This is a genomic window from Salmonella sp. 3C (assembly GCF_025426275.1).
GTDB classification, from domain to species: domain Bacteria; phylum Pseudomonadota; class Gammaproteobacteria; order Enterobacterales; family Enterobacteriaceae; genus Salmonella; species Salmonella enterica.
Map to the genome: position 1 here is coordinate 1,628,227 of NZ_CP104858.1, position 12,829 is coordinate 1,641,055.

13 protein-coding genes are annotated in these 12,829 nt (G+C 52.9%); 9 read left to right on the forward strand and 4 right to left on the reverse strand.

The genetic code is table 11. The annotated features are described in order from the left end of the window. Positions 1–165: 165 nt before the first annotated feature. The 3 genes from coaBC to slmA all read left to right on the forward strand — a co-directional run bounded on the left by coaBC (position 166) and on the right by slmA (position 2,526). Positions 166–1,386 carry a bifunctional phosphopantothenoylcysteine decarboxylase/phosphopantothenate--cysteine ligase CoaBC gene (gene coaBC, locus N7E69_RS07745; RefSeq protein ID WP_000050177.1) on the forward strand — a complete coding sequence of 407 codons (1,221 nt, stop codon included), beginning with the start codon at positions 166–168 and terminating at the stop codon, positions 1,384–1,386. Next, entirely contained in the window at positions 1,364–1,822 is a 459-nt protein-coding gene (dut, locus tag N7E69_RS07750) for a dUTP diphosphatase (protein WP_000976078.1), read from the forward strand. The genes coaBC and dut overlap by 23 nt, the downstream gene beginning before the upstream one ends. Positions 1,823–1,929: 107 nt before the next feature. Further along, entirely contained in the window at positions 1,930–2,526 is a 597-nt protein-coding gene (slmA, locus tag N7E69_RS07755) for a nucleoid occlusion factor SlmA (protein WP_000818606.1), read from the forward strand. 77 nt (positions 2,527–2,603) lie between these two features. Here the strand turns inward: slmA and pyrE are convergent, their stop codons facing one another. Both pyrE and rph read right to left on the reverse strand, forming a co-directional pair. Next, positions 2,604–3,245, reverse strand: a complete 642-nt coding sequence (gene pyrE, locus N7E69_RS07760; RefSeq protein ID WP_000806167.1) for an orotate phosphoribosyltransferase — start codon at positions 3,243–3,245, stop codon at positions 2,604–2,606. A gap of 78 nt (positions 3,246–3,323) precedes the next feature. Then, positions 3,324–4,040 carry a ribonuclease PH gene (gene rph / locus N7E69_RS07765; RefSeq protein WP_001247078.1) on the reverse strand — a complete coding sequence of 239 codons (717 nt, stop codon included), beginning with the start codon at positions 4,038–4,040 and terminating at the stop codon, positions 3,324–3,326. Between the two features lie 125 nt (positions 4,041–4,165). On the opposite strand from rph, the gene N7E69_RS07770 reads away from it, so the two are divergent. Continuing rightward, complete coding sequence (locus N7E69_RS07770) at positions 4,166–5,029, forward strand: YicC/YloC family endoribonuclease (RefSeq protein ID WP_000621351.1); 864 nt, start codon at positions 4,166–4,168, stop codon at positions 5,027–5,029. A 49-nt stretch (positions 5,030–5,078) separates the two neighbouring features. On the opposite strand, the gene N7E69_RS07775 is transcribed toward N7E69_RS07770, so the two are convergent. Then, positions 5,079–5,981, reverse strand: a complete 903-nt coding sequence (locus N7E69_RS07775) for a LysR family transcriptional regulator (RefSeq protein WP_001050864.1) — start codon at positions 5,979–5,981, stop codon at positions 5,079–5,081. A gap of 73 nt (positions 5,982–6,054) precedes the next feature. Between N7E69_RS07775 and N7E69_RS07780 the strand changes: the two genes are divergently transcribed. Both N7E69_RS07780 and N7E69_RS07785 read left to right on the forward strand, forming a co-directional pair. Next, positions 6,055–6,936: an HARLDQ motif MBL-fold protein gene (locus N7E69_RS07780; RefSeq protein WP_001082965.1), complete on the forward strand. Its 882-nt coding sequence runs from the start codon at positions 6,055–6,057 to the stop codon at positions 6,934–6,936. Between the two features lie 250 nt (positions 6,937–7,186). After that, positions 7,187–7,804: a trimeric intracellular cation channel family protein gene (locus N7E69_RS07785; protein ID WP_000924334.1), complete on the forward strand. Its 618-nt coding sequence runs from the start codon at positions 7,187–7,189 to the stop codon at positions 7,802–7,804. Here the strand turns inward: N7E69_RS07785 and ligB are convergent. Next, complete coding sequence (gene ligB, locus N7E69_RS07790) at positions 7,801–9,486, reverse strand: NAD-dependent DNA ligase LigB (RefSeq protein ID WP_001241843.1); 1,686 nt, start codon at positions 9,484–9,486, stop codon at positions 7,801–7,803. The two genes, N7E69_RS07785 and ligB, sit on opposite strands and share 4 nt — an antisense overlap. A gap of 256 nt (positions 9,487–9,742) precedes the next feature. On the opposite strand from ligB, the gene gmk reads away from it, so the two are divergent. From gmk to spoT, 3 genes are read left to right on the forward strand one after another with little or no spacing between them, the layout of a single operon-like run. Beyond that, the gene (gene gmk, locus N7E69_RS07795) at positions 9,743–10,366 is read left to right on the forward strand and encodes a guanylate kinase (RefSeq protein ID WP_000046966.1); all 624 of its coding nucleotides are present in this window, start codon (positions 9,743–9,745) and stop codon (positions 10,364–10,366) included. 54 nt (positions 10,367–10,420) lie between these two features. After that, positions 10,421–10,696: a DNA-directed RNA polymerase subunit omega gene (gene rpoZ / locus N7E69_RS07800; protein ID WP_000135058.1), complete on the forward strand. Its 276-nt coding sequence runs from the start codon at positions 10,421–10,423 to the stop codon at positions 10,694–10,696. An 18-nt stretch (positions 10,697–10,714) separates the two neighbouring features. Next, positions 10,715–12,826 carry a bifunctional GTP diphosphokinase/guanosine-3',5'-bis pyrophosphate 3'-pyrophosphohydrolase gene (spoT, locus tag N7E69_RS07805; RefSeq protein ID WP_000280481.1) on the forward strand — a complete coding sequence of 704 codons (2,112 nt, stop codon included), beginning with the start codon at positions 10,715–10,717 and terminating at the stop codon, positions 12,824–12,826. Positions 12,827–12,829 lie beyond the last annotated feature (3 nt).

A 12,829-nucleotide genomic window follows, 5' to 3' on the forward strand; every position in this document is an offset into this window, starting at 1 on the left:
CCTTTTTTAAGGAAGCGGCATAGTGGCACAGCCTTTGGGAGAGATCGACGCCCCGATTTTGCTCTTGCGTAGCGCCTCGCAAAGTGGAGCGCAGGCAAAGACACGACGCCGTAGAGATTGTGATAAAATAGCCGCCTTTCAAAGTCACCCAACAGGAAAGACATGATGAGCCTGGCCGGTAAAAAAATTGTTCTCGGCGTTAGCGGCGGTATCGCTGCGTATAAAACGCCGGAGCTGGTGCGCCGTTTACGTGAGCGCGGCGCTGACGTGCGCGTGGCAATGACCGAGGCGGCAAAAGCCTTTATTACCCCCCTGAGCTTACAGGCAGTGTCGGGCTATCCCGTATCCGACAGTCTGCTTGACCCTGCCGCCGAAGCCGCGATGGGGCATATCGAGTTGGGGAAATGGGCCGACCTGGTGATTCTTGCTCCCGCGACCGCCGATCTGATCGCCCGTGTAGCATCGGGTATGGCTAATGATTTAGTCTCCACCATCTGCCTGGCGACGCCAGCCCCGGTGGCCGTGCTTCCGGCCATGAACCAACAGATGTACCGCGCTGCCGCCACGCAACATAATCTGGAGGTGCTCGCCTCTCGCGGCCTGTTCATTTGGGGGCCGGATAGCGGCAGTCAGGCGTGCGGCGACGTAGGCCCAGGCCGAATGCTGGACCCATTAGTTATCGTTGATAAGGCCGCCGCGCAAATCGCTGCCGTCAACGATTTGCGACATATTAATATCATGATTACGGCAGGCCCGACGCGCGAACCGCTCGACCCGGTGCGTTATATTTCCAACCACAGCTCCGGTAAAATGGGCTTCGCTATTGCGGCGGCCGCCGCGCGTCGCGGCGCAAATGTCACGCTGGTCTCCGGTCCCGTTTCGTTACCGACGCCGCCTTTTGTAAAACGGGTTGATGTCATAACCGCGCTGGACATGGAAGCCGCTGTTCAGGCCGCCGTTCAACAGCAGCATATTTTCATTAGCTGCGCCGCCGTGGCTGACTATCGCGCAGAGACTATTGCCAGTGAAAAAATCAAAAAACAGGCGGCGCAAAGTGATGAATTAATAATAAAAATGGTCAAAAACCCGGACATTGTCGCCGGGGTGGCCGCACTCAGTGACAATCGCCCCTACGTTGTTGGGTTTGCCGCGGAAACGAATAATGTGGAAGAATACGCCCGGCAAAAACGTATCCGTAAGAACCTTGACCTGATTTGTGCAAATGATGTTTCTCTTTCAAATCAGGGATTTAATAGCGATAAAAACGCTTTACACCTTTTCTGGCAGGATGGAGATAAAGTCTTACCGCTTGAGCGGAAAGAACTCCTGGGCCAATTATTACTCGACGAGATCGTGACCCGTTATGATGAAAAAAATCGACGTTAAGATTCTGGACCCGCGTGTTGGTCAGCAGTTTCCGCTGCCGACTTATGCTACTTCTGGTTCTGCCGGGCTTGACCTGCGCGCCTGTCTCGACGACGCCGTAGAACTGGCGCCTGGCGCAACGACGTTGGTACCTACCGGACTGGCCATTCATATCGCCGATCCATCACTGGCGGCAGTCATGTTGCCGCGTTCGGGCCTGGGCCATAAACATGGTATCGTGCTGGGCAACCTGGTCGGGCTGATTGATTCCGATTATCAGGGGCAACTGATGGTTTCGATCTGGAACCGTGGTCAGGACAGTTTTACCATTGAACCGGGCGAACGTATCGCGCAAATGGTGTTTGTTCCGGTCGTTCAGGCCGAATTTAATCTGGTGGAAGCATTTGACGCCACCGAACGTGGCGAGGGCGGCTTCGGTCATTCTGGCCGTAAGTAAATTTTACGCATCCCCATAACGTCATAATACTGCCGCAAGCGCTGAGTTTGCGGTTATAGCGTGGGTGCTCGCCTGGCAAGTGCTTATTTTCAGGGGTATTTTGTAACATGGCAGAAAAACAAACTGCGAAAAGGAATCGTCGCGAAGAAATACTTCAGTCACTGGCGCTGATGCTTGAATCCAGCGATGGAAGCCAACGCATCACGACGGCAAAACTGGCGGCCTCGGTCGGCGTTTCCGAAGCGGCGCTATACCGCCATTTTCCCAGCAAGACCCGCATGTTCGATAGCCTGATTGAGTTTATCGAAGATAGTCTGATTACCCGTATCAATCTGATTTTAAAAGATGAAAAAAACACCAGCACGCGTTTGCGCCTGATTATGTTGCTGATTCTGGGTTTTGGCGAACGCAACCCTGGCCTGACGCGCATTCTTACCGGGCACGCGCTGATGTTTGAACAGGATCGCCTGCAGGGGCGCATTAATCAGCTTTTTGAACGCATCGAAGCGCAGCTCCGCCAGGTGCTACGAGAAAAAAGAATGCGTGAAGGCGAAGGCTACACGACGGATGAAAATCTGCTGGCAAGCCAGCTGTTAGCCTTCTGTGAAGGTATGCTTTCACGGTTCGTGCGTAGCGAATTTAAATACCGCCCAACGGACGATTTCGACGCCCGCTGGCCGCTCATTGCCGCTCAGCTACAGTAACGCTGACTGGATAGTGGCTCACGCCTTATCCAGGCGACAGAAACATAAGCCCGGTAAAGCGCCACCGGGCAATTCGCTTACACGCCAAATTCTTCCCGGTATGCTCGCACAGCCGCCAGATGCTCAGCCATATCAGGTTTTTCTTCCAGATAGGCAATCAGGTCTTTCAGCGTAATGATGGAGATAACCTTACAACCATAGTCGCGCTCCACTTCCTGAATCGCGGAAATCTCGCCGCGGCCACGTTCCTGACGATCCAGCGAAATCAGTACGCCAGCCAGCGTAGCCCCGTGCGCCTGAATAATCTCCATCGACTCGCGAATCGCCGTACCTGCGGTAATCACGTCATCCACCAGCATCACGCGGCCCTGTAGCGCGCTGCCCACCAGACTCCCGCCTTCGCCATGATCTTTTGCCTCTTTGCGGTTAAAGCAGTACGGCAGGTCTTTATCGTGATGTTCCGCCAGCGCAACCGCCGTCGTCGTCGCGATCGGAATACCTTTGTACGCGGGGCCAAACAGCAGATCAAATTCAATACCGGAATCCACCAGCGCTTCGGCATAAAAACGGCCTAACAACGCCAGGTCGCGCCCGGTATTAAACAGCCCGGCGTTGAAGAAATAGGGGCTTTTGCGCCCGGATTTCAGCGTAAACTCGCCAAACTTTAGTACCTGCTTGTTAAGCGCAAACTCAATAAACTGGCGCTGATACGGTTTCATGGATTCGCTCCTTTTCTTACTTTCATCATTTACGAAATTTACGGACAAAAAAAAGGCGACTTTTCAGTCGCCTTAAAATCAATTTTCTAACGCCGCCTTCTGCGTCGCCACAATGGATTCAATTCCCCCTCGGGCCAGCGCCAACAAAGTGAGAAGTTCTTCATGGCTGAACGGCTCGCCTTCCGCGGTACCCTGTACTTCAATAATGCGGCCGTCTTCAGTCATCACGACGTTCATGTCGGTTTCTGCGGCGGAATCTTCAACATATTCCAGATCGCAGATCGCTTCGCCGTTAACGATGCCTACGGAAACCGCCGCCACCATGCCTTTCATCGGATTGGTTTTCAGCTTACCGTTGGCAACCAATTTATTCAGCGCATCCGCCAACGCCACGCAGGCACCGGTAATAGACGCTGTACGCGTACCGCCATCGGCCTGGATTACATCGCAGTCCAGCGTAATGGTAAATTCGCCGAGCGTTTTCAGATCGACCGCCGCACGCAGCGCACGCGCGATCAAACGCTGAATTTCCATAGTACGGCCCCCCTGCTTACCCTTTGCTGCTTCACGCGCATTACGGGTATGGGTAGCGCGAGGCAACATGCCATACTCTGCGGTGATCCACCCCTGGCCTTGTCCTTTCAGAAAACGTGGGACGCCTTCTTCAATGGAGGCGGTGCACAACACTTTGGTATCTCCAAATTCGACCAGTACCGAGCCTTCAGCGTGTTTTGTATAGTTACGGGTCAGGGTTACGGGACGCACCTGATTAGCGCTACGGCCTGCTGGACGCATATTGAGATCTCCGGCTTAAAACGAATGTGGCTGCGCATTATACGGACTTCCGATGGTTATTCCTATCCTGACAAGGCATGGATAGCTATAATCCCCTCATCTCTCCTTTAAAAACGGGAACATCTATGATCCGCAGTATGACCGCCTACGCCCGGCGTGAAATCAAGGGTGAATGGGGTAGCGCGACCTGGGAAATGCGCTCGGTAAACCAGCGTTATCTGGAAACTTACTTTCGTCTGCCGGAACAGTTCCGTAGTCTTGAACCCGTCGTGCGCGAACGCATTCGTACACGCCTGACGCGCGGCAAAGTCGAATGTATGCTGCGTTTTGAACCCGATGCCAGCGCGCAAGGCGAGCTTATTCTGAATGAAAAGCTCGCGAAACAATTAGTTAGCGCCGCAAACTGGGTCAAAATGCAGAGCGACGAAGGGGAAATCAATCCGGTTGATATTTTGCGCTGGCCAGGTGTCATGGCGGCGCAAGAGCAGGATCTGGACGCGATTGCCGCAGAAATTTTAGCCGCACTGGACGGTACGCTGGATGACTTTATCGTCGCGCGCGAAACGGAAGGCCAGGCGCTGAAAGCGCTGATTGAACAACGGCTGGAAGGCGTCAGCGCCGAAGTAGCGAAAGTCCGCGCGCATATGCCGGAAATCCTGCAATGGCAGCGTGAGCGCCTGGTCGCGAAGCTGGAAGATGCTCAGGTTCAGTTGGAAAACAACCGTCTGGAGCAAGAGCTGGTGATGATGGCGCAACGCATTGATGTGGCGGAAGAGCTGGATCGTCTGGAAGCGCACATCAAAGAGACTTACAACATTCTGAAGAAAAAAGAGGCGGTAGGTCGCCGTCTGGACTTCATGATGCAAGAATTTAACCGTGAGTCGAACACCCTGGCCTCCAAATCCATCAACGCTGATGTAACTAACTCCGCTATTGAATTAAAAGTGTTGATCGAGCAAATGCGCGAGCAAATCCAGAATATTGAATAATTCTGGCGCTCAATATGTCACAGAGCCCGCCTTATGCGGGCTCTCGCGTTTATCGGTAGTACGTTTTTAATTTCCGGCGAATAGCGTCGATAAGGCGCCGCTTCCACTCTACCGTTGAAGCCCGATACTGCATAAAAATAGCGCCTTCCGCCTGCTCCCCGGCAAGCGGCAGGACAAAAAGACCGCGCTTATCGGATAAATTTTCATACCAGGGGCACGGTACAATCGCCATTAGCGGCGCCGACTGGACAGCAGGCGCAAGTTGACTGTAATCATGACAAACAAACGCCAGCGGACGTTCAAACCCGGCACGAGCCTGCTGCCTGTCCAGTTCGTTGTTCTCTTTTGTCCACGGCAAACAGTAAATGTGTTGATAATGCTGCAGATCAACAAAATTCAACGCTGCGGCATTCTCCAGACGTGAACGCAATGGCGCGCCATAAACCGCGATCAAACGCGTCGTCCCCACCCGCTCGTAATGCAGAGCGCTGACCTGCTTTTGATGGTCGCCAATTGCCAGCACCAAATCAACCGAGCTATCCAACAGTTCATCACGCCAGGGTCGGCGGGCAAAAGGAAGGCACTCGATCACCGCCTGATGAAGATGACCTTTCTCTGCGAGAACGGGCGTAAGCAGCGCGTTCAATGCGGGAGGAAGTACCACCCGGAAACAACGGGAGCCGTTCTCTTTATCGCCAAACAGCTCCTCATTAAGCGAAACAAACACAGGCGCCAATTTGTCACGCAGCGCCTGCGCATAAGGCGTAGCAATCTGGCGGTTCCCTTCCCGTCGAAACAACGGGTCGTTTAGCGCATCGCGCAATCTCATTAACGCATGACTTACCGCAGAAGGCGACAAAGCCAGCTTTTGCGCCGTTTTCCCCGTAGAGCTCGTCTCCAGCAGCACATACAGTACTTTTAACAGGTTCATATCCATTTGCAGCAAGTTCATTAAACGTCTCTCTTATTGAACCTGGCTAAATTACTGCCAGGTATACTGCGGGCGCTTCAATCAGGAGAACATTATGAATCGCTATGCATTATTCTTTGTATGTATATTTTCAACATCAGCACTTCCTGCCATGGCGGCATTAGATCCTTCACAACCGTTATCACCCGCGCCTCCGTTATCACTGTTTAAAGCGTGGGCTAAGCCTATAAAGCCGTTTCAAATCACAGAAGGCGTGTGGTATGTCGGCACGAAAAATCTCTCTTCTATTCTGCTGACCACTCCGGCAGGGCATATTCTTATTGATGCGGGGTTGGATGAAAGCGCACCGCAAATTAAAGCGAATATTGAAGCGGCAGGATTCCGCCTCACAGACGTGCGCTATCTGTTGAACAGCCATGCGCGGCTGGATCAAGCGGGGGGCATGGCACGTTTGAAAGCGTGGAGCGGCGCACAATTGGTCGCCAGCCAACCCAACGCCGATCAGATGGCGAGGGGTGGACGAGAGGATTTTGCGCTTGGCGATGCGCTCCCCTCTCCGCCCGTCACCACCGATAAAATTATCCACAACCAGGAAAGCATCAGCCTCGGAGGGATAACCGTGACAGCACTATTCACGCCTGGACATCTGCCCGGCTCAACTTCCTGGCGCGTAACGCTCCGCAACGGCAAGACGCTAATTTACGCAGATAGTCTCGCCACGCCCGACTATCTGCTGATTAACAACAAAAATTACCCTGACCTGGTTACTGATATTCAGAGCAGCTTTAAGACACTGGCCGCCCAGCATGTTGATATCTTTATTGCCAACAAAGGTGACCGCTTCGGGCTACTGGAGAAACGACAGCAACTTCGCAACGGCGATACACAGGCATTCTTTGATTCCAATGGCTTGCAACAGTATGTGGAACGCTCGCGCCAGCGCTTCATCACACAACTTACCGCACAGCAGCCATAATGAAATAACTCACCGGCGGCGCGTCCAGGGCGCCGTTCTTTTAAATTATCTAAGTTAAAACAGAAAAATCTCGCATACAATAAACCACAAAAATGATGTTCAATTTATTGATATTTATAATAAATAATTATTAATTATAAATTTAAAATCATTACTAAAATTTATTAATCGTGTAATGCCTTAGAAAATCTCAATCGTGATACAGCGCACAAATCGTTAATCTTCGCCCCCAGTAAATTAGGGGGAAATCATGCTGTTGCACGTTCTTTATTTAATTGGCATCACTGCCGAGGCCATGACGGGCGCACTCGCTGCGGGTCGTCGTCGCATGGATACATTCGGCGTAATTATTATTGCTACCGCCACCGCCATTGGTGGAGGCTCGGTTCGCGACATTCTGCTCGGTCACTATCCGCTGGGTTGGGTGAAGCATCCCGAATATGTCATTATTGTGGCGACTGCCGCTGTATTGACCACCATTGTTGCCCCCGTCATGCCCTATTTACGCAAGCTTTTCCTGGTACTTGACGCGCTGGGGTTGGTGGTTTTCTCTATTATTGGCGCTCAGATAGCCCTTGATATGGGCGAAGGGCCAATTATCGCCGTGGTAGCCGCCGTCACTACCGGCGTCTTTGGCGGCGTGCTCCGCGATATGTTCTGCAAACGCATTCCACTGGTGTTTCAAAAAGAGCTATATGCCGGCATTTCGTTCGCCTCGGCGGTGCTCTATATTGCGCTGCAACATTACGTCATGAATCCGGATGTCGTCGTTATCTCTACGCTACTGTTTGGCTTTACAGCAAGGTTATTAGCGCTACGTCTTAAACTTGGCCTGCCGGTATTTTATTACCGCCATGAAGGGCACTAAGACCCAAATCCGGGAATATGCTGAGCAGCCAGCCATCTGCTCAGCGTTTTGATCTGCGGATTATCCCGCCAGTCGATAACTCTCCCGGCACGGCGCTCGCCCGTCGCTGGCAACTGCCGCCAGTGTTGCTCTGTTCGCATTAATAACTGCTCCCATGAGCGATCGCCGCTGGCCTGTAATGCGGCCTGCGTTAAGGGGATATCCATCGCCATGATCCAGCGGGTAAACGGCTGCCGGCGCGCCAGGTTAAATTGCCGCCATATCTGCTCGCTTTTTCCTTTAGCAAAGCCTGGCGTGTTGGCTATTTGTGCTGACGTCAGGGCAAGCCAGGAGAAGATATGCTCAAAGCGATGCGTCTGATGCAAGGCCCGCCAGCTGGCTTCGCCCATTCCGTCCAGACCCAACGCCGACCGTGACCCCAGCCATACCAGCCTGGAGATAAACTGTTCCTGACACGTTTCCGACGCGTAAAAGCAGGTCAGCGAGTTGAAATGGCTATCAGGCGGTACAGGCTTACTCCGCTCACGACTCCGCCAGACGACCTCATCAAGCCGGGGAATGCCTTGCCCCGCCAGACTCACCAGGATCTGATCGCCCGGCGCGATATCCCACGCTTCCCAACGCTTCACAGAACCGATATTGACCCGCTGAACCCGCTTATCATCCAATATAACGGGGACAAGCGACGCTACTACGGTAATTTTGCCGCTTTTCCCCACCGAGAACTGAATAGCGCTCACTTGCGCGACCTGCGCTACTGGCGGATATTTCCATGCTGCCAGCCAGTCGCCCTGCCCGGGTCGCCAGTATTGTGACGCGGGTTCTTTAGCCATGCGTATCACTACGCCATCCGTCACAAAGGGTAATGCTGACGTCAGCCATGACTGGCGCGCCCGCTCGACCTCGCTGGCATCTTTTACCGCCAGAGAATATTTCTTCGTCAGACTGAATCCAGCCTTAGCAAGTTGGCTTAATCTTTCGGGCATATTTGCCGGACCGTCCGGCCACGCCCAAATAAAAATACCCAACGAATTTAGCGCGGAGGCGTTATCCTGGCGCATTAACATTCCTGCGGCTTTCGAGCGCGCATTCATCCCGCCCATCCGTTGCTGGATATGCCCCTCGCGCTGTAGAAAGATTTCGCCCTGCAACACCGCGTTAGCTAGCGCGCCTTGTGTTGTCTGCGGTATAGAGGGGATCAGGCGAATTTTTGGCGTCCAGTCCTCGCCTTGTAGTCCGTTACCCCGGCTAATGGCCCTGGTCAGTTTACCGTTTTGATAAACCAGTGTTACCGCTACGCCATCCACTTTTGGCTGTACCCAAAGCTCGCTGCGCCCGCGCATCCACTGTTCTACCGCCTGTCGGTCCGCGAGTTTACGTACGCCCGTGTGCGCAACAGGGTGCATTGTTGTACCGTTTAACGGCGGTGAAACCGGAGTAGATGAAACATCCTGACCAACACAGCGTTGCCACTGAACCAGCCTTGCGCTGAGCTGGTCGTACACACTATCGTCAACCGCGCTAACACCTTGTTTCCAGTAGATGTCATTCCAGTCAGCGAGCTGTTGCTGTAAACGGGTGATTTCTTCAGCGGCCCTTGCTGGCGGCCAGGCCGGGCAAAGCGCCCCACTCTGCGAATGCCACAATAAAATTCCCCACGCCATACTTTTCCATAATCTCATCACGACCTCCTGCGCACATTGCCCGGCAGGTATAGCGCTTTAGTGAATAAAAACCGACAGGTAAAAATGCATCATCCGAGCCGCTTTCCAGATTTTTTGGTGGGTTGCTGCAACGACGCGATAAAAGCGGAAAAAGGGACGCAAAATGCAATAATCTGGCGCAAAAAGTGTGACAAAGACTACGTCGCATAACGGCGATGTGTATAATAAGCCCGTATCAAGGCTCTATTTCGATAATCACAGACGTAAGATACTCATGGCTCAAGGTACGCTTTATATTGTTTCTGCCCCCAGTGGCGCGGGTAAATCCAGCCTGATTCAGGCTTTATTAAAAACCCAACCGTTGTATGACACTCAGGTTTCCGTTTCACATACCACGCGCGCGCCGCGTCCGGGTGAAGTGCACGGTGAGCACTATTTCTTTGTAAATCATGATGAGTTTAAAACCATGATTGGCAGGGAGGCGTTTCTGGAGCACGCGGAAGTGTTTGGCAATTACTACGGCACTTCGCGCGAAACCATTGAGCAAGTGCTGGCAACCGGCGTTGATGTTTTTCTGGATATCGACTGGCAGGGCGCCCAGCAAATTCGCGAAAAGATGCCGCAAGCACGCAGCATTTTTATTTTGCCGCCATCAAAGATCGAATTGGATCGCCGTTTACGCGGCCGCGGGCAAGATAGCGAAGAAGTCATTGCCAAACGAATGGCGCAAGCGGTTGCAGAAATGAGCCATTACGCCGAATATGATTATCTTATTGTGAATGACGACTTTGATACCGCGTTAAGCGACTTGAAAACCATCATTCGCGCTGAACGTCTGCGTATGAGCCGCCAAAAGCAGCGTCATGACGCTTTAATCAGCAAATTGTTGGCAGACTGAACCCACTTTCAGTATCATGCCCAGTCATTTCTTCACCTGTGGAGCATTTTAAGTATGGCACGCGTAACTGTTCAGGACGCTGTAGAGAAAATTGGTAACCGTTTTGACCTGGTACTGGTCGCCGCGCGTCGCGCTCGTCAGATGCAGGTAGGCGGAAAGGATCCGCTGGTACCGGAAGAAAACGATAAAACTACCGTTATCGCGCTGCGCGAAATCGAAGAAGGTCTGATTAACAACCAGATCCTCGACGTCCGCGAGCGCCAGGAACAGCAAGAGCAGGAAGCCGCTGAATTACAAGCCGTTACCGCTATTGCTGAAGGTCGTCGTTAATCACAAAGCGGGTCGCCCTTGTATCTGTTTGAAAGCCTGAATCAACTGATTCAAACCTACCTGCCGGAAGACCAGATTAAGCGTCTTCGGCAGGCGTATCTCGTTGCACGTGACGCTCACGAGGGCCAGACACGTTCAAGCGGTGAACCCTATATCACGCACCCGGTAGCGGTGGCCTGTATTCTGGCCGAGATGAAACTCGACTACGAAACGCTGATGGCCGCTCTGCTGCATGACGTGATTGAAGATACCCCCGCCACCTATCAGGACATGGAACAGCTTTTCGGTAAAAGCGTTGCCGAGCTGGTAGAGGGGGTGTCGAAACTTGATAAGCTCAAGTTCCGCGATAAGAAAGAGGCGCAGGCCGAAAACTTTCGCAAAATGATTATGGCGATGGTGCAGGATATCCGCGTCATTCTCATTAAGCTTGCTGACCGTACCCATAACATGCGCACGCTGGGCTCGTTACGCCCGGATAAACGTCGTCGTATTGCCCGTGAAACGCTGGAAATCTACAGTCCTCTGGCGCACCGTTTAGGTATTCATCACATTAAAACCGAGCTGGAAGAGCTGGGTTTTGAAGCGCTGTATCCCAATCGTTACCGCGTCATTAAAGAAGTGGTAAAAGCGGCGCGCGGCAACCGTAAAGAGATGATCCAAAAAATCCTCTCTGAAATCGAAGGACGCTTGCAAGAGGCGGGAATTCCGTGTCGCGTTAGCGGTCGCGAAAAACATCTTTACTCGATCTACTGTAAAATGGTGCTCAAAGAGCAGCGTTTTCACTCGATCATGGACATTTACGCGTTTCGCGTGATCGTTCATGACTCCGATACCTGCTATCGCGTACTCGGCCAGATGCACAGTCTCTATAAGCCGCGTCCGGGACGGGTGAAAGACTATATAGCCATTCCCAAAGCGAACGGCTATCAGTCTTTGCACACCTCGATGATCGGCCCGCACGGCGTTCCTGTTGAAGTCCAGATCCGTACCGAAGATATGGATCAGATGGCGGAAATGGGGGTCGCGGCACACTGGGCGTATAAAGAACACGGTGAGACCAGCACCACGGCGCAGATCCGCGCCCAGCGCTGGATGCAGAGCCTGCTGGAGCTACAACAGAGCGCCGGTAGTTCGTTTGAATTTATCGAAAGCGTAAAATCCGATCTCTTCCCGGATGAGATTTACGTTTTCACCCCGGAAGGGCGCATTGTCGAACTGCCCGCTGGCGCTACGCCGGTGGATTTTGCCTATGCAGTGCATACCGACATCGGCCACGCCTGCGTCGGCGCGCGTGTCGACCGCCAGCCTTATCCGCTGTCGCAGCCGCTTAGCAGCGGTCAGACCGTCGAAATTATTACCGCGCCGGGCGCGCGTCCCAACGCCGCCTGGCTGAACTTTGTCGTCAGCTCTAAAGCGCGCGCTAAAATTCGTCAGTTGCTGAAAAACCTCAAACGTGATGACTCCGTAAGCCTGGGCCGTCGTCTGCTTAACCATGCTTTAGGCGGCAGTCGTAAGCTGGCGGAAATTCCGCAGGAAAATATTCAGCGCGAATTGGATCGTATGAAGCTGGCAACGCTTGACGATCTGCTGGCGGAAATCGGTCTCGGCAACGCGATGAGCGTAGTGGTCGCGAAAAATCTGCAGCAAGGCGAAGCCGTGGTGCCGACCGTTGCGCAATCGAATCACGGCCACCTGCCGATTAAAGGCGCGGATGGCGTGCTTATCACCTTTGCGAAGTGTTGTCGTCCGATCCCAGGCGACCCGATCATCGCTCACGTAAGCCCAGGTAAAGGACTGGTGATCCACCACGAATCCTGCCGTAATATCCGTGGATACCAGAAAGAGCCAGAGAAATTTATGGCGGTCGAATGGGACAAAGAGACGGAGCAGGAATTCATTACCGAAATCAAGGTGGAAATGTTTAACCATCAGGGCGCGCTGGCTAACCTGACGGCGGCGATTAATACCACCACCTCCAATATTCAAAGCCTGAATACTGAAGAGAAAGATGGTCGCGTCTATAGTACCTTTATTCGCCTTACCGCACGCGATCGCGTACATCTGGCGAATATCATGCGCAAAATCCGCGTGATGCCAGACGTTATTAAAGTCACCCGTAACCGAAACTAGCGC

Bases quoted from the DNA above. Each gene is read 5' to 3' on its own strand.
- coaBC (WP_000050177.1), top strand. From the start codon at position 166: ATGAGCCTGGCCGGTAAAAAAATTGTTCTCGGCGTTAGCGGCGGTATC.
- dut (WP_000976078.1), top strand. From the start codon at position 1,364: ATGATGAAAAAAATCGACGTTAAGATTCTGGACCCGCGTGTTGGTCAG.
- slmA (WP_000818606.1), top strand. From the start codon at position 1,930: ATGGCAGAAAAACAAACTGCGAAAAGGAATCGTCGCGAAGAAATACTT.
- pyrE (WP_000806167.1), bottom strand. From the start codon at position 3,245: ATGAAACCGTATCAGCGCCAGTTTATTGAGTTTGCGCTTAACAAGCAG.
- rph (WP_001247078.1), bottom strand. From the start codon at position 4,040: ATGCGTCCAGCAGGCCGTAGCGCTAATCAGGTGCGTCCCGTAACCCTG.
- N7E69_RS07770 (WP_000621351.1), top strand. From the start codon at position 4,166: ATGATCCGCAGTATGACCGCCTACGCCCGGCGTGAAATCAAGGGTGAA.
- N7E69_RS07775 (WP_001050864.1), bottom strand. From the start codon at position 5,981: ATGAACTTGCTGCAAATGGATATGAACCTGTTAAAAGTACTGTATGTG.
- N7E69_RS07780 (WP_001082965.1), top strand. From the start codon at position 6,055: ATGAATCGCTATGCATTATTCTTTGTATGTATATTTTCAACATCAGCA.
- N7E69_RS07785 (WP_000924334.1), top strand. From the start codon at position 7,187: ATGCTGTTGCACGTTCTTTATTTAATTGGCATCACTGCCGAGGCCATG.
- ligB (WP_001241843.1), bottom strand. From the start codon at position 9,486: ATGAGATTATGGAAAAGTATGGCGTGGGGAATTTTATTGTGGCATTCG.
- gmk (WP_000046966.1), top strand. From the start codon at position 9,743: ATGGCTCAAGGTACGCTTTATATTGTTTCTGCCCCCAGTGGCGCGGGT.
- rpoZ (WP_000135058.1), top strand. From the start codon at position 10,421: ATGGCACGCGTAACTGTTCAGGACGCTGTAGAGAAAATTGGTAACCGT.